General features: G+C 66.4%; 15 protein-coding genes. 6 read left to right on the top strand and 9 right to left on the bottom strand.

What is annotated here, in order from left to right:
- Nucleotides 1-31: 31 nt before the first annotated feature.
- Nucleotides 32-1,387, top strand: a complete 1,356-nt coding sequence (locus tag U5A57_RS31140) for a PucR family transcriptional regulator (RefSeq protein ID WP_321915524.1) — start codon at nucleotides 32-34, stop codon at nucleotides 1,385-1,387.
- A gap of 34 nt (nucleotides 1,388-1,421) precedes the next feature.
- On the opposite strand, the gene U5A57_RS31135 is transcribed toward U5A57_RS31140, so the two are convergent.
- A complete protein-coding gene (locus U5A57_RS31135) occupies nucleotides 1,422-3,029 on the bottom strand; it encodes an AMP-binding protein (protein WP_321915523.1) in 1,608 nt (535 codons plus the stop codon).
- Nucleotides 3,030-3,353: 324 nt separating this feature from the next.
- Between U5A57_RS31135 and U5A57_RS31130 the strand changes: the two genes are divergently transcribed.
- On the top strand, nucleotides 3,354-4,937 hold the full coding sequence (locus U5A57_RS31130) for an inorganic phosphate transporter (RefSeq protein WP_321915522.1): 1,584 nt from the start codon (nucleotides 3,354-3,356) through the stop codon (nucleotides 4,935-4,937).
- On the opposite strand, the gene aliA is transcribed toward U5A57_RS31130, so the two are convergent.
- The 4 genes from aliA to badH are packed head-to-tail and all read right to left on the bottom strand — an operon-like array spanning nucleotide 4,873 to nucleotide 9,447.
- Nucleotides 4,873-6,591, bottom strand: a complete 1,719-nt coding sequence (gene aliA, locus U5A57_RS31125) for a cyclohexanecarboxylate-CoA ligase (protein WP_321915521.1) — start codon at nucleotides 6,589-6,591, stop codon at nucleotides 4,873-4,875. The two genes, U5A57_RS31130 and aliA, sit on opposite strands and share 65 nt — an antisense overlap.
- A gap of 46 nt (nucleotides 6,592-6,637) precedes the next feature.
- Nucleotides 6,638-7,789, bottom strand: a complete 1,152-nt coding sequence (aliB, locus tag U5A57_RS31120) for a cyclohexanecarboxyl-CoA dehydrogenase (protein ID WP_321915520.1) — start codon at nucleotides 7,787-7,789, stop codon at nucleotides 6,638-6,640.
- Between the two features lie 57 nt (nucleotides 7,790-7,846).
- Nucleotides 7,847-8,629: a 2-ketocyclohexanecarboxyl-CoA hydrolase gene (badI, locus tag U5A57_RS31115; protein WP_321915519.1), complete on the bottom strand. Its 783-nt coding sequence runs from the start codon at nucleotides 8,627-8,629 to the stop codon at nucleotides 7,847-7,849.
- Between the two features lie 50 nt (nucleotides 8,630-8,679).
- Nucleotides 8,680-9,447 carry a 2-hydroxycyclohexanecarboxyl-CoA dehydrogenase gene (badH, locus tag U5A57_RS31110; RefSeq protein ID WP_321915518.1) on the bottom strand — a complete coding sequence of 256 codons (768 nt, stop codon included), beginning with the start codon at nucleotides 9,445-9,447 and terminating at the stop codon, nucleotides 8,680-8,682.
- A gap of 229 nt (nucleotides 9,448-9,676) precedes the next feature.
- On the opposite strand from badH, the gene U5A57_RS31105 reads away from it, so the two are divergent.
- Both U5A57_RS31105 and U5A57_RS31100 read left to right on the top strand, forming a co-directional pair.
- Nucleotides 9,677-10,102 carry a MarR family transcriptional regulator gene (locus tag U5A57_RS31105; protein WP_321915605.1) on the top strand — a complete coding sequence of 142 codons (426 nt, stop codon included), beginning with the start codon at nucleotides 9,677-9,679 and terminating at the stop codon, nucleotides 10,100-10,102.
- 45 nt (nucleotides 10,103-10,147) lie between these two features.
- Nucleotides 10,148-10,489 carry a DHCW motif cupin fold protein gene (locus U5A57_RS31100; protein ID WP_321915517.1) on the top strand — a complete coding sequence of 114 codons (342 nt, stop codon included), beginning with the start codon at nucleotides 10,148-10,150 and terminating at the stop codon, nucleotides 10,487-10,489.
- A gap of 21 nt (nucleotides 10,490-10,510) precedes the next feature.
- Here U5A57_RS31100 and U5A57_RS31095 read toward each other — a convergent pair whose 3' ends face one another.
- The 3 genes from U5A57_RS31095 to U5A57_RS31085 all read right to left on the bottom strand — a co-directional run bounded on the left by U5A57_RS31095 (nucleotide 10,511) and on the right by U5A57_RS31085 (nucleotide 14,785).
- Complete coding sequence (locus tag U5A57_RS31095; RefSeq protein WP_321915516.1) at nucleotides 10,511-11,638, bottom strand: J domain-containing protein; 1,128 nt, start codon at nucleotides 11,636-11,638, stop codon at nucleotides 10,511-10,513.
- 118 nt (nucleotides 11,639-11,756) lie between these two features.
- Complete coding sequence (locus U5A57_RS31090) at nucleotides 11,757-13,547, bottom strand: cobaltochelatase CobT-related protein (protein WP_321915515.1); 1,791 nt, start codon at nucleotides 13,545-13,547, stop codon at nucleotides 11,757-11,759.
- Nucleotides 13,548-13,561: 14 nt separating this feature from the next.
- Nucleotides 13,562-14,785 (bottom strand): AAA family ATPase, encoded by a 1,224-nt coding sequence (locus U5A57_RS31085; protein WP_321915514.1) that lies wholly within the window; start codon nucleotides 14,783-14,785, stop codon nucleotides 13,562-13,564.
- A gap of 206 nt (nucleotides 14,786-14,991) precedes the next feature.
- Between U5A57_RS31085 and U5A57_RS31080 the strand changes: the two genes are divergently transcribed.
- Nucleotides 14,992-15,804: a helix-turn-helix transcriptional regulator gene (locus tag U5A57_RS31080; protein ID WP_321915513.1), complete on the top strand. Its 813-nt coding sequence runs from the start codon at nucleotides 14,992-14,994 to the stop codon at nucleotides 15,802-15,804.
- A gap of 29 nt (nucleotides 15,805-15,833) precedes the next feature.
- Here U5A57_RS31080 and U5A57_RS31075 read toward each other — a convergent pair whose 3' ends face one another.
- The gene (locus U5A57_RS31075) at nucleotides 15,834-16,043 is read right to left on the bottom strand and encodes a hypothetical protein (RefSeq protein WP_321915512.1); all 210 of its coding nucleotides are present in this window, start codon (nucleotides 16,041-16,043) and stop codon (nucleotides 15,834-15,836) included.
- Nucleotides 16,044-16,412: 369 nt separating this feature from the next.
- On the opposite strand from U5A57_RS31075, the gene U5A57_RS31070 reads away from it, so the two are divergent.
- Nucleotides 16,413-17,744, top strand: coding sequence for an efflux RND transporter periplasmic adaptor subunit (locus tag U5A57_RS31070; RefSeq protein ID WP_321915511.1), 1,332 nt, complete (start codon nucleotides 16,413-16,415; stop codon nucleotides 17,742-17,744).
- The last annotated feature ends 8 nt before the right edge of the window (nucleotides 17,745-17,752 follow it).

Raw genomic sequence — 17,752 nt, 5'->3', positions numbered from 1 at the left:
AACGAATCCGCGCGAATCTCGCGAACTCACCGTGCCGCCCCTCGTTCCCGCCATCAGCCCACGCCTGCGCAGCAAGCTGCGCACGCTCGCCAAAACCCAGCCCAAGGCCGTTCAGCGCACCTACGACACGCTGCTCTCGCTCGAAGGCTATAGCACGCTCTCAGCGGCGGCGCGCAAGGATATCTTCTCCTCGATCGCGTTTTCCGCGGGCCTATGGTTCCAGTGCCTGCTCGACGGCACGCAGCCCTCCGCCGAAGTCATGGACCAGACTGCGGCGTTCGCGCGCCGCCGCGTGCACCAGAATGTGCCGCTGCGCTCGCTGCTGCGCGCGTTTCGTCTCGGCGCGCGCGAGCTTTGGCGCACCTGCACGGAGCTTGCCGAAGCGGACCCGGCGCTCGCGCACGAGTTGCTGTTCGATATTTCGCCTTATCTGCTCGATTACTTCGATGCAATGGCCGAGCACATTGCCGAAGCCTATCTCGACGAGCAGCATCAGCAGGCGCGCTGGCGCGGCTCGCTGCTGCAGCAGCTCTACGACCTCGTGTTCCATGCCCCGGACGACGCCGCGCGCTTTCGCGAGACCGTCGAGGCGCTCGGCCTCGACGCCACGCTGCCGCGTATCGCGCTCGCCGTCGATCTGGACTTGCGCGATCACGCGCCTTCGGTGCGCGAGGATGCGCTCGATCGTTTCGCGCTCAGCGCCGCGCGTCACTTCGAACTGAAGCCCGACGCGCTCGTGCGCGTGTGGCATCGCGAGCGGCTGGTGTTCTGGCTGCCGTGCGTGCGCGGCGATTCGATGACGCGCAACGATCAGCGCGCGGCCGAGCACGCGGCCGCGCTCTCTCGTGCCGAGCCGCGCGTGCGCAGCATCGGCATCGGGCTCATGAATGAAGGGGCGCGCGGCTGGGCGGCCTCGGTGGAAGAAGCGCTGAAGGCCGTGGACTTCGCGCCGCGCGGCAGCAGCGCGAATGACGACAACGACATTGGCGACGAATTCGGCAACGTCCTTTGCGTGCACCGCTTTTCGTCTATCGCCATCGAGGAGAGTGTGCGCAGTAGCGCCAACGTTCTGCGCTACCTCGTTTCGCTCGCCGAGCAACTGGCGACGGAAGCGGACCTGCTCGCCACGCTCCAAGCGTGGTTCGCAAGCGGCCAGCGCCGCAGGCAGACGGCAGAAACGTTAGGTGTGCATCCGAATACGCTCGATTACCGGCTTGAGCGCATTGAAACGCTGCTGGGCGCGAAGCTCGACGACGCGCAATGGATTGCCAGGCTCGATATCGCGCTCAAGCTGCGTTCAGCGACGCAGGGTTCGGAGCGCGACGGAAAAAAGAAGGAAAGGAAGGGACGATTGGGTGTGAAAAAGGCGAAGAGCGCGGAGCGCTGATTGTCGCGGCGCGCTCTTTTCGCTTTCACACGTTTCACGCCGCCGCGTCGCGCAGCTCCCGCCGCAAGATCTTCCCTACCGTCGACTTCGGCAGCGCCTCCACGAAGCTCACCACGCGCGGCACCTTGTACGCCGCGAGTTGCGCGCGGCAATGCGCGATCACCGCCTCCTCGCTCAGCACCGCTTCACGCGCGGGCACCACGAACACACGTACGGCCTCGCCGCTTCGCTCGTCGGCCACGCCCACGCACGCGCATTCGGCCACGCCCGGCATTGCGGTCACGACCGCCTCGATTTCATTCGGATACACGTTGAAGCCCGACACGAGGATCATGTCCTTCGAGCGATCGACGATGCGCAGGAAGCCTTGCGCGTCGAAGACGCCCACGTCGCCGGTGCGAAAGTAGCCGTCGTCGGTGAATGCAGCGCGCGTAGCCTCGGGCTGGTTCCAGTAGCCCTGCATCACCTGGGGGCCTTTCGCGCAAATCTCGCCAGGCTCTCCCGGCGCTGCCTCGACGCCGTCGTTCATCAGCTTGACGTCGGTGGATGGCACCGGCAGCCCCGTCGTGCCCGTGAAGCGGTCGACGCTCCCTGGGTTGAACGACACCACGGGGCTCGTCTCCGAAAGCCCATAGCCTTCGCGGATGAAGCCGCCGGTAATCGCCTGCCAGCGCTCGGACACGGTGGAAATGACCGCCGCGCCGCCGCCGCCCGCGAGCCGCAGCCGCGAAAAATCGACCTCGCCAATGCGCGGATGCGCAACGAGCCCCGCATAGAGCGTATTCACGCCCATGAAGCTCGTGGGCCGCGCGGCCTTGAACACGTCGATCAGGCCGTCGAGATTGCGCGCATTCGCAACGAGCCAGTTCTGCGCGCCAATCGAGAAGTAGACGATGAGATTCACCGTCAGCGCGAAGATGTGATAAAGCGGCAGCGCCGTCACGACGACTTCTTCGCCTGGGTTCATGAAGCCCGGCATGAAGGTCTTGAACTGCTCGACATTGGCGACCAGGTTGCGATGCGTGAGCAGCGCGCCCTTGGAAAGCCCGGTCGTGCCACCCGTGTATTGCAGGAAGAGCGCGTCGTCGCCGCACAGCGTGGGGGCTTCGAACGGCAAGGTTGCACCTTGCTCGAGCGCCGCGGCGAACGAGCCGGGCTGCGGTTCGCGCTCGCTGCCCGCGCAATCGCTTGCGGCCACGCTCAACACGGTTTGCACGGCCGTATTCGCCTTGATTGCCTCGAAAGTCGGCAGCGCGCCGTCGAACACCACGAGCGTTTGCGCGCCGGAATCTACGAGCTGATGCTGAAGCTCGCGCGGCGTATAGAGCGGATTCACATTCACCTGCACCGCTCCGGCACGCACGATGCCGATCAGCGCAATGGGGAAAGCGAGCAGGTTTGGCAACATCACGGCGACGCGGTCGCCCTTCTTCACGCCCGCGCGCTGCAAGTACGCCGCGAAATTGCGCGAGAGACGATCGACGTCGGCGTAGCTGAGCGTGGCATCTCCCGCGCGCAATGCCGGCCGGTGCGCGTGTTCGCGCATCGCTTCGTCGAACATGTGCGCGAGCGACGGATGCAGATCGGGATTGATAGTAGCGGGAATCTCGCCGTAGCTGGCGAGCCAGGGGGCTTTCGACACGTTCGTCTCCATGAATTCGGATCGCGGCTTGTTTGCAAGGGTGCCGCGTTTCATGCCCATACTACGGACTTGCCCGCGCCTGGAGAACTGGGAAAGCGGATAACGTGATTGTGAAAAGTCACAAAAACACTCACGGGGGCGCCCCGTGCCTGCAGGTGCGACGCCACGTCCGTGTCTGATCTTTGTCAATTGTGCGACACTGCACCGTCTCGTCCCAATCGCCGTTCTGGCGTGCCGGCGCGGCATCGCGCCACGCGCGTTTGCTAACACGCATACGCTGCGTCGAGGCGCTTCCCGAAGCGGATTGACCAGAGCATCGCTTTCATGCCGGACATACCCTTGTCCCCCTCCCGCGCGCCAAGCGCACGCCGCCGCGGCATCGGCGTCGCCGTATTTCTCGCCATCATCGCGGCCGGAGCGATCTATGTCATCGATCATCTCGTCGTCGATTTGCGCGCCGTTCGCGAGAGTTCGGCGCTGCCCTTCGTTCTGCTCGGGCTCGCGCTCATCATCGCGCTCGGCTTCGAGTTCGTGAACGGCTTTCACGACACCGCCAACGCCGTCGCCACCGTCATCTATACGAACTCACTCGATCCGCATCTCGCCGTGGTGTGGTCGGGCGCGTGGAATTTCATCGGCGTGCTCGTTTCGAGCGGCGCCGTCGCGTTCGGCATCCTGCAACTGCTGCCGGTGGAGCTCATCCTTCAGGTGGGCAGCGGTGCGGGCTTCGCCATGGTGTTCGCACTCCTGATCGCTGCCATCGTCTGGAATCTCGGCACCTGGTATTTCGGGCTGCCTTCATCCAGTTCGCATACGCTCGTGGGCTCGATCATCGGCGTGGGCATCATGAACCAGTTCATCAGCGGGCCGTCCGGCACGAGCGGCGTGGACTGGGACCAGGCGCTGGGCGTAGGCAAGGCGCTGCTGTTCTCGCCCGTGGCCGGCTTCGTCCTGGCCGCGCTGCTGCTCCTCGTGCTCAAGCTGCTCGTGCGCGTGCCCGCGCTGTATGCCGAGCCCAAGTCCAACCAGCCGCCGCCGCTCTGGATCCGCACGCTGCTCATCCTCACCTGCACCGGCGTTTCGTTCGCCCACGGGTCGAACGACGGCCAGAAAGGCATGGGCCTCATCATGTTGATCCTGATCGGCGTCGTGCCTACCGCCTATGCGCTCAACAAGGCTGTCACGCCCGAGGAAACCGCGGCGTTCGTGGTCGTGGCGCGTGAGGCGTCTGCCACGCTCGGCCGCTACGCTAACGGCGCGCCGCCCGACAACGCCCGCGCCGAGGTCGAAGCGTTCGTGCGCACACGCAAGCTCACGCCCGCCACGCTGCCCGCGCTGCGCCAGCTCACCGACACCATCGGCGACCAAGTGGCGCTGTCCGGCTCGATGGCGACGGTGCCCGACACAATCGTCGACAACGTGCGCAACAACATGTATGTCGCGAGCGAAGCGATCCGGCTGATGCAGAAGGCGAAGGCGCCGCCGATGTCACCCGCTGACGCCAGGGTGCTCGAAACCTTCCGCCAGCAGATGGACCACTCGACCAAGTTCATTCCAACATGGGTGAAGGTGGCCGTGGCCGTGGCGCTCGGTCTCGGCACGATGGTGGGCTGGAAGCGCATTGTCGTGACGGTGGGCGAGAAGATCGGCAAGCAGCATCTCACCTATGGTCAGGGCGCCTCGGCGGAGGCCGTGGCCATGATCACCATAGGCATGGCCGACGTCTACGGAATGCCGGTGTCGACCACGCACGTGCTCGCCTCGGGCGTAGCGGGCACGATGGCCGCGAACGGCTCGGGCCTGCAGTGGGGGACCGTGCGCAATCTCGTGCTTGCGTGGGTGCTCACGTTGCCGGCTTCCATTGCGCTGGCTGCGGGTCTTTACTGGATGTTCCGGCAGTTTCTCTGACGTCGGCTTCACGCAGCATTTCGCGCAAACGGAACTTTTGCACCTTGCCTGCGGGCGTGGTCGGCATGGCATCGAGCAGCAATAGCCGTTCGGGCAAATACTGCACGGCGACCTTGTGCGACTTGAGGAATGCGACGAGCGAGGGCAGATCGACAGCCGCGCCAGGCCGCGCCACCACCACGGCGCACGCGCGCTCGCCCAGCCGCTCGTCCGCGTACGCGACGATCGCCACTTGAGCAACGGCCGGATGGCGGTAGAGCAGCGACTCGATCTCGACCACGGGAATGTTCTCGCCGCCGCGAATGATCACGTCCTTGCTGCGCCCGCTGATATGGATATAGCCGCGCTCGTCGACAATCGCGAGGTCGCCGGTGTCGAACCAGCCTTCGGCATCCGTAGCATTCAGGTGCGCGCGCTTGAGATAGCCGCCGAAACCCGAGCATGCGCGCACGAAAAGCCGGCCCGCTACGTTCGGCGGCAGCGCGCGGTCGCTCTCGTCCACGACCTTCACTTCCACGCCAGGCAGCGGCACGCCGTCGGTCGTGGATGCGCGTTCATCGTCGTCGTCCAGACCGGTGAGCGTCACCGCACCGAGTTCCGTCATGCCCCACGCGGAGACGATCTTCGCCCCCAGCGCCAGGCGCGCGCGCTCGACCAGTGCGCCGGGTATCGGCGCGCCTGCGCACAAGAACGTGCGCAGCGTCGGCGCACGCGTTCCCGCCGTGATAGCCGCGTTTGCGAGATCTCCGAGGAACGCCGTGGAAGCCATCGTGAACGTCGCGCGCTCCTGCGCGATCAGCGCGAGCGCTGCCTCCGGCTGCCATACGTCCTGCAGAACAGCGCTCGCCCGCAATGCGATCGGCATCATCAGACCGTACATGAAGCCGGTTTGATGCGCCATCGGCGAAGCCATCAGCACGACGTCGTCGTGACCGAGACGCATGGCCTGCGCATAAGGCAGGATGTTCGAAAACAGCGTGTTCGCCGTGTGCATCACCCCCTTGGGCTCGCCCGTCGTGCCTGAGGTGTAAAGCAGTTGTGTCACGTCGTCGGGGCCCGGGCGATCGCGCGTGAGTATCGCTTCGGCGTCGCTCGCCTCTTCCCAGCGCGGGCCGCTCAGGAGCGCTTCGAAGCTGTGCTGTGCAGGCTCTCCTCGATCCGTTGCGCCCACAACTACAATGTGCCGCAAGGCCGGCAACTCAGGCTGCAGCGCGTGCATCATGGCCTCGTAGTCGAAGCCTCGATAGCGCTGCGGCACAATCGTCACCCGGCTGGCGCCATGCTTGAGCATGAACGACAGCTCGCGCTCGCGAAAGATCGGCATGAGCGGATTGAGCACTGCGCCGATGCGCGAGCACGCCAGATAGAGCAGCGTGAACTGCCAGCAATTGGGCAGCTGCATGGAGACCACGTCGCCCTTCGTGACGCCAAGCCGCGAAAGACCCACGGCAATGCGATCCGCCATGCGCGCCATCTGCGCGTAGGTGAAGCGCGTGGCCTCCCCATCTTCGATTCGCACGGCAGTCAGCGCGATCTTCGCCGGGCATTCGCCTACACAGGCGTCCAGTTCGTCGTTGATGGTGCGCCCGGGCCACCAGCGCCGTGCCTCCTCCCGCGCGCGGCGCGGCCCGATCAATACCGCGTCGAACTCCATGTGCTGCCTCCCGTGGCGTTGAAGGGAACGTCGCAGGCGGCGCGCATCATGCCGGCACCGCGTCGCGGCCCGCGTTCGAGCGCGCGATGATGGTCTTCATGATCTGCGCCGTGCCGTCGCCGATCTGGAAGCCCAGCACGTCGCGCAGACGCTGTTCGAGCGGCCCGCGGTCGTAGCCGCCGTGCCCAAATGAAAGCAGGCATTGGTGCACGACGTCATAGGCGAGCTTCGGCCCCCACCACTTGCACATGGCGGCCTCGGCCGTGTGGGGCAAACCGCGGTCCTTGAGCCACAGGGTTTGCAGGCACAACAGGCGCGCAGCCTCCACCTGGGTTGCGTATTCGGCGAGCGGATGCGAAACGCCCTGGAACGCGGAGAGCGGCTTGCCGAAGGCTTCGCGCTGCGCGACGTACGCCCAGGTTTCCTCGAGGCTCACGCTCGCCACGGCGAGCACCTGCAGGCCAATGAGCGCCCGCGAAAAGTCGAAACCCTGCATGACCTGCACAAAGCCCTTGCCCTCATCACCCAGCAGATGATCCACCGGCACGCGCACGTTCTCGAAGAAGATCGAACCGCGTCCGATCGCGCGCTGCCCGTGACAGTCGAAGCGGTTGCGCGTGACGCCCGGCAGATCCATCGGCACGAGAATGGCCGACACGCCGCGCGCGCCGTCTTCCACGCTGCCGGTGCGCGCGAACACCACGGCGGCGTCGGCCTGGTCGGCGGCGGAAATCGAGGTTTTCTCGCCGTTGAGGACGTAGTGGTCGCCCACGCGCTCCATCTTCAGGCGCAGGTTCGCGGCATCCGAGCCGCCGCGCGGCTCCGTGAGCGCGATGGCGAGCAGCGCGCGGCCCTGCGTGAGCCGCTCGAGCCACGGGCGGGCAATTTCGGGCGCGGCGTGCTTCGCGAGAATCTGCCCGTTGAGCGAGGCAAGCAGGTTGATGTACGAGAGGCTCAGGTCGGCGCGCGCAATCTCTTCGTGGATCACACCCGCGGCGAGACACCCCAGGCCCTGGCCGCCATACTGCTCGGGCAATTCCGGCGCGATGAAGCCCATTTCGCCCATTTCGCGCATGAGGCCGCGATCGAGCACGCGCGTAGCGTCGCGTTCGATGAAGCCGGGCGCCACGCGTCCCTGCGCGAAGCGCCGCGCGTGCTCGCCCAGCGCGGCGAGGTCTTCGTCGATATACGGATTCATGGTGTCTCCCGGAAGCAGCTAATTCGATTCGCAATCCTGATCGTCATGAAGACGCCTTTATTTGACGTACTTGCGGAACTCGGGCTTGCGCTTTTCCTGGAATGCACGCACGCCCTCGCGCGATTCTTCCGTGTCGTAGTAGAGCTTCAGTGCGTACATGCCCATGCCCGCAATGCCAGCCTGATGCGCCGTGTCCATATTGAACGAGCGCTTGGCGATCGCAATCGCTGTGGGGCTCTTTTCCATGATCTCGTCGCACCACTTCTGCACTTCCGCGTCGAGCTGATCGTGCGGCACGACCGCATTCACGAGGCCCATGGCCAGCGCTTCGGCAGCGGGATAGCGGCGGCACAGATACCAGATTTCACGCGCCTTTTTCTCGCCCACCACGCGTGCGAGGAACGCAGTGCCGTAGCCAGGATCGACCGAGCCGACCTTCGGGCCCACCTGTCCGAACACGGCCTTCTCCGAAGCAATGGTGAAATCGCAGATCGTGCACAGCACGTTGCCGCCGCCCACCGCATAGCCCTGCACGCGGGCGATCACGGGTTTGGGGACGTCGCGAATCACGGCATGCAGTTCCTCCATCGGCAGGCCGATCGTGCCGCGGCCGTCGTACTGCCCCGAGTGCGCGGACTGGTCGCCGCCCGTGCAGAACGCCTTGTCGCCCGCGCCGGCCAGGACGATCGCACCGATCTCTCGGTCGTAGCCCGCCTTGTTGATCGCGTGAATCAGTTCGTCGCAGGTGCGGCCGCGAAACGCGTTCATCTTCTCGGGCCGGTTGATGGTGATCCATGCCGCGCCGTTGCGCACTTCGTAAAGAATGTCTTCGTAGTTCATGATCGATGTCTTTGCTGATTCGTAGTCGATAGAGAGAGCGTTCGCCGGCATCAGCCCGCCATGGTCAGACCGCCCGATACGCTCAGCACCTGTCCCGTGATGTAGTTCGCGTCGTCGCTCGCAAAGAACACGATCGCGCCGGGCAAATCCTCAGGCTGGCCAATGCGGCCGAGCGGAATGGAACGCTGGAACGCTTCGAGCAGCTTGTCGGGGTTGCCCGCGCCTTCCTTGTATTCGGCGAAGAGCGCGGTGTCGGTCGGACCGGGGCACACCACGTTCACGGTGATGCCGTGGCGCGCATGCTCACGCGCGATGGTCTTCGAAAACGCCACGAGGCCGCCCTTGCATGCCGCATAGACCGCTTCGCCCGACGAACCGACACGCGCGGCGTCCGAGGCGATGTTGATAATGCGCCCGCGCTTGCGCTCGACCATGGCGGGCAGCACCGCGTGATGCATGTGCAGCGCACCCGTGAGATTGATGGCGATGAGCTTTTCCCACTGCACGGGTTCGGTCTTCGTGAACGGGCGGAACACGTCCCAGCCCGCGTTGTTCACGAGCACATCCACGGGGCCGAGCTGCGCTTGCACTTGCTGGAGCGCAGCATCCACTTCCTCGCGGTTCGTGATGTCGCAACGCAGCGCCAGCGCCTCGCCGCTTTTTTCGCGAATCTCCTCCGCTACCTTCAGCGCCGCTTCGAGCGACAGATCCAGCACCGCCACACGCGCGCCCTCGGCTGCGAAGCGCCGGCAGGTCGCCCCGCCGATGCCGCCCCCGCCGCCCGTCACTACGACCGTCTTGCCTTCGAGTTTTCGCACCGCGATCCTCCATTCGGTTGAGCAGTACCATAGACGCCTTCGAAGCCAGCCCTCTTTGAGCCCCGCATCGAATTACGTCAATATGTTGACGTATACTAGGTAACACCCAGATCGAAGACAAGCGCGGAAACACCAGGAGAAACCCTTGCCAAAAACATCAAAAATTCAGAATTCGAGCCGCTTCGATCTTGCCAACCGGCTGTTCTTCCGGCTCTATCAATGCGCAAACATGTTGCACAAAACCGGTACGCGCGCCGTGGAGGCCGAGGGCTTGACCACGCAGCAATGGGCTGTGCTCGGCGCGCTTTCGCGCAAGGAGGCTCAACCCGGCATGAGCGTGGGCGACCTCGCGCGATACTTGATGGTGAGCCGCCAGAATCTCTCGGGCCTGATCAGCCGGATGGAACGCGACGGTCATGTGACGACCCAGGCGGATGCGCGCGATCGCCGCTCGCGGCTCGTCTGCATGACCGGGCCGGGACGCAAGCTATGGGTTGCGCAGGCCACGCCGAAAATCGAGGCGTACTACGAAGCCGTGCTGGACAATTTTTCGTCCGACGACATGACGCACACGCTGCACTACCTGCTTAAGCTGCTCGACAACATGAAGCGCGTGGACGAACGGGAGCGCGCGGCGGACGACGACGAAACGTGAGCCTGCTCCGCTACAATCAGACGACACGCGCAAGGAGAAAACCACGTGAAAATGGACGCATTTCGCTTTGGCACCACCGACTGGTCCAGCGTCGAGCCCACGCAACACAAAGGGGAAACGGGCATGGCCAGCTGGCGCACGCGCTCTTTCGGCGACGAAGCCAACCCGATCCGCGTGCGCATGGTCGAATACTCGCCCGGCTACCTCGCGGATCACTGGTGCAAGAAGGGGCACATTCTGTTCTGCCTCGAAGGCGAACTCGAAACGACGCTCGACGACGGGCGCAAGTTCGTCCTCACGCCTGGCATGAGCTATCAGGTGGGGGACAACGCCGAGGCGCACCAGTCGTACACGCGCACGGGCGCGAAGCTTTTCGTCGTCGATTGAAAGCGGCCGGCGCGCGCCGCTTCAGCGCGGCGCGCCGAGATCGGCGTCGAGCCGCTTGCGCAGATCGCGCACCACACGTGCGGCCGGCACGAGCCACCACGTGGGAGCCGCCACGGAGAAGTCATACGCGAGCGCCGTTTGCGCGGCGCCAGTCGTGTGCGCCCGGCACCAGAACGCCACCACCTGGCGGCGCGTGCCGGTTTGCGAGCCAGGCGAGAAACGCATGACCGCACGCAGCGCGAATTGCGTATCGTCGGGCGCGGCGTCGTACGATTCGATGCTCCACTCGGCGCCGTAGTGCGCCTCGTGACGCAACGCCGCGCTCACGCGGCGGCGCGTTTCGTCGCCGGGCAGCGCCACGGGGTGCTCGCACCCGGCACGCCCCGCGCGGTACAGCGTGCGCTGCGACCAGCCCCAGCCGAACGTGAGCACCACGCCGCCCGCCACGAGCGCCCAACGCAGAACATGGGCAAGCCAGCGGCCAAGCTCGAAGCGCGCGATGGGCGCGAGCAGCAAGCCCACGATCCAATGCGCGATCACGAAGATCACAATGCACGCGAACACGCTCGCGGCGAGCGTCAGCAGCCAGCCTCGCGAAGGGTCGTCGAGTTTCGCAAACAGGAAATCGCGCACACCTGAACGCGCCTGCACGTCAACGGCTTGAGGCTCGGCTGCACCCTGAGGCTCGCCTGGCTGCCCAGCATCCGCTTCGTCGCGCATTGCCGTGAGTTCGCCGTGCAGCGAGTCGCGTTCGGTGCGCATGCGCTGGATCTCGTCGAGGGTTCGCGTGCGCTCGGCGCGCAGCCCGTCCAGCTCGGCACGCACGCGTTCGCGCTGTGCCAGCAGTGCCTGCATCTGCGCGTGCAACTCTTCAGCCTGCGCGACGCTCAGCGCGGCGCGGCTCACCGGCGGCGCGTGATGCACGGACCAGTAGGCCTCAAGCAACTCGCGCGCCTCCTTGACGCGCTTGAACTGGTCGTCGGCCCAGCGCATCGAAGCGGCCGTGGGGTGCCGCCATTTGTCGGGATGCAGGATCTGCGCGAGATGGCGATAGTGATGCTTGATGTCCGCCTCGCTCGCCCCAGGCTCCAGATCGAGCCGGTAGTAGAGGCGGTCGTAATCCACGGGTCGGTAATCGCGGCCTGGCATGACCTGTCAGTGTTCGTCAGTGGATGGGTGGGCAGGCAGGCGCAACGCCTGCCTGTTCAAATTAGCGCAATGCGCCCGGTCCGGCAAGGAAAGCGCCGCCGCCCGCGCCTGCACGGTTTCAGTGCGGCCGCCCCGCCAGCAGGCGGCTTAGCGTCGCGAACGCGGTGGCCGGCAGTTCGTGCAGCTTGCGCACGACCACGGCGTTCGGATAAAACGCCTCAACGGCGTCGTCCAGTATGCCGATGCCGACCAGCTCGATGCCCTGCTCCGTCACCGCCTGCACGCGCGCGAGCAGGTCGGTGCGCAACACCGCCGGGTCGCCGTCACTCGTTGAAGGATAGCCGTCCGAGAGCACGAAAAGCAGCCGCCTGCGCGCCCTGCGCTGCGCGAGCCGCGCCGCCGCCCAGGCGAGCGCTTCGCCGTCGGGGTTCTCGTGGCCGCACTCGATGGCCGCGAGCCCGCTCAAGTCGCGTGAATCGAAGCGCTTGAACACACGCAGATCCAGCCGCTCGACGAAGCGGTTATAGACCCGCAGATTGGCGCCGGCCGCGCGTTCACGCTCATAGCGCGCGCGCATTGCCGGCGCTTCGATCGAGCTGTAGCCGAGCACTTCCGAATCGAAAGCGAGTTGCGTGAGCGCATCGGCGAGTGCCGCCGCGCACAGGCGCGCCAGTTCGATCTTGCCGCCCGCCATCGAGCCGCTCAGGTCGAGCAGCAGCGTGACCACCGTGTCGCGGCCGCTTGCGTGGCGCGCCACGCGAAACGGCGTGCGGTAGCCGCGCGAGGCAGCGAGACGCGCGAGCGCGGCGCGGTCGATCTCGCCGCGCTCCTGCTCGCGCTTCCAGTGCGTGAGTTCGTCGGCCTTGAGCACGCGCTCGAGCTGGGCCTTGAGCGCGCCGGTTTCCGCGCGCGCCAAGGCGCGCAGCTTGCGCCAGGCGGTGGAGTCGCCGCGGCCCGTGAGGTCGGTGACGACGTCGAATTCGGTGGTCAGCGGGATCGACAGGCGTGGGCGCATGTGCGCGGGGCCGCGATTGCCGGCGGCGGCGTGCGGCGCGTCCGCCTCGGAAAGCGATGCACCGGCAGCGGAATCGGACTCCGCGCTCGCGCGCGCCGAAGCGCCGCCGTCACGCTCGCGGGCGTCCTCTGGCTGCGCCGCGCCGCCCGGCGGTTCGACTTCGTCTGGCGCACCGAATTCATCCATCGCCTGCGCGAGCCCGGCCGCTTCATCGTCGAGGCCTTCGGCCGGCCCCGCCGTCTGCATCATGTTGTTCACGCCGCGCGATGCGAGCGAACGCACACCCGCCACGATCGCCGCGGCTGCACGCAGGCTCGCCTGCGTCGACTGGCTCGCGCGGGCCGCGTCGAGCGGAGCGTCGATCGCGCGCAGCGCGGCGGCGAGCGCTGCGGCGTCGCGCTCCAGCACGCCCGGCGCTTCTCCCCACAGCGTGCGCTCGATCGCCCAAGCCAGGCGCTCGCGCCATGCCAGTTTTGGCCAGCGCCGCGCGATGTCGTCGCTGCGCTGCGCGCGCCAGCTTTGCGCGTAGCGTCGCGCGCCAGGGAACGTTCGCGCGAGCTGCGCGAGCACGCGACGGTCCTCGATCGCCTGCGCAATACGCCCCGTCACGCCGGCTTGCGGCGTGTCGAGACGCGCCGCCTGGCTGTAGCGATGGCGCGCCGCCAGCAAGTCGAGCGCGCCGAGCAGTGCCGCTTCATTTGCGGCTTCATTCGCGCCTTCGCTCACGAGGCGCGCGGGCAGCACGAAGCGTTCGCCTTCCACGCGCGGCTCGCCCGCGCCGAACGTCACGCTCACGCGCGTGTCGCCGGTCAGCACGCGCGCAAGACGCCCGAGCGCGCCCTCGGGATCGGCGCCCGCCGTCAAGCCTTCCGTTTCGTCCCGCAAGCTGGACACAAACGCCTCCGCACTCACGCGTCGAAGATCACGTGATGACGAATGATGCTGCGTATGAGCGCTGCATCGTCGGCGCTCACCTTCGCGTAGATTGCCGGCCCCGCCGCGCGCTCGACGTCGCCCGTGCGCAGCATGAGTTCGGCCCAGTCGATCAGGCGCCGCGTGGAAAACGCGCTCGCGAGGTCCTCGCGGGCGAACGCCGCGCGGCAGTCGGCGGCGACGGCAGCGAGTGTCTGCGCGAGCGGCCGCGTGAGCACCGGCAGCGTGCGCAGCAATACTTCGGTTTCCTCTTCAAGCGAGAGATAGTCGAACAGGTACACGCGCCAGCGGTCGAGAAACGCCTCGTTGAGCAGGTTCGCACCCTGGTACAGATGGCGGTACGCGCTCATCGCGCCTGCGGCGTTCGCGGTGGCGAAGAGGCGAAACGACGGATGCGGCTCGACAATCTCGTTGCCGCGCTCCTTGAGCAGCAGGCGGCCGTTCGGTTCCAGCACGGCGGTGAGCACCGCAAGAATGGACGGCTCGGCAAAGTCGAGTTCGTCGATGATGAGCCAGTAGCCCTCGCGCATCGCTACGGGCAGCACGCCGTCCACCCAGATCGTCTCGCCGCCCTTCACGCTCCAGAAGCCCACGAAGTCGCCAATCGTGGTCTGGCCGTTCATGTTCGCGCGCAGCACGCCATAATTCGCACGTGCGGCCACCTGCTCGATGAAGCTCGTCTTGCCCGATCCCGTATGGCCGATCAGCATGACACGGCGATTTTCTACGATGTCCTGAACGATGTCGTCGCCGCGTTCGGTGAAAAGATAAGCCGCGTTCACGCGCGGCACCAATGCGTTCGGCTCGCCGCGCGGCAGATCAACGGTGCCGATGCGTACGGTGGGCGCTTCAACTTGTGCACGGGTTTGAGCGGCTCTCGACTCACGCGCCGCTTCGACGGCTTGCCGCAAGGCTGCCGAAAACGTGCTGCCCGCTTGTGCGGCTCGCGCTTCATCGGCGCGCTGCGCATCGGAAACGAAGCCCTCGCGACGCCACTTGAGCAGCTTCGCTTCGAGATTGTCGAGGTCGATTTCGGTGTCGATATCGACCTTGTCGTCCTCGCCCTGGCCGTGCTCGATGCGGTACATATGCGCACGTGCGGAAGGCGAAACGCGCCACCATTCGCGCGCGCGGCCGGCGCCGCGGGTGTAGAAGCCGAGCGGGTCTTCTTCTTGCAGTGCGGGATCGGATGCGTTCATGGGCAGGCAATACAGGGCGCTGGCGCGCGGTCCGGAAATTCGTCTCATATTACCGGTGCGTGTCGCAGTGCGCAAAAGCGTGACAATGACGACCAAGCGAGGATCACGCCCGCGCCACGGCCCTGCTTCCACGCCACGTCGAGCCATGCTAGCGTGACGACCGCCATACGAGGCAAGCACGCCTCCCCTGTCACCCGGAGACTCCCATGCCCCAAGCCGCGCCGCCCGAACTCGACGACGAGCCCGGGCGCGGCCGTTCGCTCGCGCGCCACTACCCGCGCGGGCTGCAGATCGAGCCGCACACGCATACCTGGGCGCAGGTGCTCTACGCCGTCTCCGGCGTGATGTGGGTCGAGGTGGAGCGCGAAGCGCTCGTCGTGCCGCCGCAGCGCGCCGTGTGGCTGCCGCCTGGCACGCAGCACGCCATTCATATGCTGAGCGCCGTCGAGATGCGCAATCTCTATCTGCACGAGTGCGACAGCCGGCACCTGAGCGAGCGCTGCGAAGTGTTCGAGGTCAACGGCCTGCTGCGCGAACTCATCACGAGCCTCGCGGAACGCGCGCGCGAAGACGACGCCTGGCTCGACGCGGCCTATCGCCTCGCGTCGATCGAGCTTGCCCACGCGCCGCGCTCCACGCTGCGCATTCCGCTGCCCGACGCATCCGACCGCCGCCTCGCCACCCTGTGCCGCGCAGTAATCGACAACCCGTCGGCCGATATCGGCTTCGAGCAACATGCGGCGTGGGTGGGCGCAAGCGTGCGCACGCTCTCGCGGCTCTTCACGCGCGAGCTAGGCATGGGGTTTGCGGAGTGGCGCCGCCAGGTGCAGCTCGCACTCGCGGTATCGCGCCTCGCGGAAGGCGAGCCTGTGAGCGCCGTGGCGCGCATGCTGGGCTATCTGCCCAGCAGCTTCAGCGACATGTTCCGCCGCGAACTGGGTGTGCCGCCCAGCGAGTTCCGGCCCACCGGCACACTGGGCGGCACGGCGGGCTTCGCAGAGGAAAGCGCGGCGCAGTGACTGACGCGCACGCGGGCGCATACCGCAGATCAATGCGGCGGCAGATCGCCCACTAGCGGAAACATGTCGGGCGTATAGCCCATATTGAAGTAACCGGCCCGTGCATACGTGGCGATGCGTTCGAGGTGCTCGGTTTCGCGCGAGGCATCGCGCGGTTCAGGCTCGCCGCCGTTTGGCGCAGGCGGGCTGTTCGCACGGCCGCGCCGCGCAAACCACGCCGGCATCGACAACTTCGACATTGCGGACTCCTTGCAAGGCGTTGACCCCTTCCAATCTAGACAGTCATGGGCGCACACGCAAACAAGCATTTCTGCGTTGCATTGCACACCGCGACCGGTGCTCCCCGATCACCCGACGCGCGTGCTGTAACCGCCTGAAAACCTTACAAATAACTAACGTTTCGAAATTGGCGCACGAGTTGGTTAGACTGCGAGTCTTGGCCTTCGCTGCATGGCAGGGCCTGGCTTCGACGGCATAACAATCATGAGAATGCGTATGCAGCAACTCGACAGTCACCGGCAGCAATTCGCGGCAGACAAGCCGTTGAACGCGCCGATACGGCTTCTCCACACCGCCTCGCGCGGTGGTCCGACCTCATGGAGGCAGGCATGAGCGACGTCCCGCAGACGCACCCCGCGCCCCAGCCACCCCCGCCGCCCGCCCCCCCGCCGCAGGCGCCGAAGCGCCGCCGGCTCGGCCCGCTCATTCTCGCGATTGTCGTGATCTTGCTGATCATGCTCGTGGTCGTGCACATCATGCGCAACAAGAAGACGGAGCACGGTGCCGCGCCGCAGGTCGTGACCGTGGCCGCCGCCACGCTCGGGCCCATGCCCGTGACGCTCAACGCGCTCGGCACCGTCACGCCTGTCGCCACGGTCACGGTTCTGCCGCAAATCAGCGGCTACCTCACCGAGGTGGGCTACAAGGAAGGCCAGGATGTCGTGAAGGGGCAGTTCCTCGCGCAGATCGACCCGCGCCAGTACGAGATCAGCAAGGAACAAGCCATCGCGCAGCTCGCCAAGGACCAGGCCCTGCTCGCCCAGGCGCGCGCCGACCTCGTGCGCTACACGCAGTTGAACGAGAAACGCTCGATCGCTGAACAGACGTACAGCGACCAGCGGTTCCTCGTCATGCAGTACGAGGCCGCGGTCAAGGCCGATCAGGCGAACGTCAGACTGTTCGAACTCGATCTGATCTATTGCCGCATCACCGCGCCGGTGTCGGGGCGCGTGGGCCTGCGGCTCGTCGATCCGGGCAACTACGTGACCTCGTCCAGTTCCACGGGCATTGCCGTCATCACGACGATGAAGCCCACCACCGTCCAGTTCGCGATTCCGCAAACCTCGCTTGGCAGCGTGCTCGAGCGCGTCAACGCCGGCGCGAAGCTGCCGATCAGCGTGTACAGCAGCGACAACACGCGGAAAATCGCCACCGGCACGCTCTTCGCGCTCAGCAACCAGATGGCCACGGCCACCGGCACGGTCACGCTGCGCGCAAGCGTGCCCAACGACGACGAGGCGCTCTTTCCGAACGAGTTCGTCAACGTGAGGCTGCTTGTCGACACGCTGCAGAACGCCGTGCTCGTGCCCACGCCCGCCGTGCAGACCGGCGCGCCCGGCGACTATGTGTACCTCGTGAACGCCGACAACACCGTGTCGGTCCACAAGGTCACGCTCGGGCCGAGCGACGGCCGCTATACCGTGATCTCCGCGGGCCTGCAGCAGGGTCAGCACGTCGTGACCGACGGCCTCGACCGCCTCAACGACGGCGCGAAGATCCAGCCGGCAGGACCGAGGCCCGCCACGCACGCCGGCGCCGCAGGTGCGGCGAGCGGCGCGAGCGCGCCGCATCACGGCAGCGCACCCGTAGCGTCGAGCGCCCCCGGCGCCACGGCGCCGAACGCCTCCGACGCGAGCGCCGCCGCCTCGCAAGCTGGTTAAGCCCCGGA

Source organism: Paraburkholderia sp. J11-2, from assembly GCF_905220185.1.
Classification (GTDB): Bacteria; Pseudomonadota; Gammaproteobacteria; order Burkholderiales; family Burkholderiaceae; genus Paraburkholderia.
The sequence above is the reverse complement of the archived record's forward strand: the minus strand, read 5'-3'. Positions and strand labels throughout refer to the sequence as shown.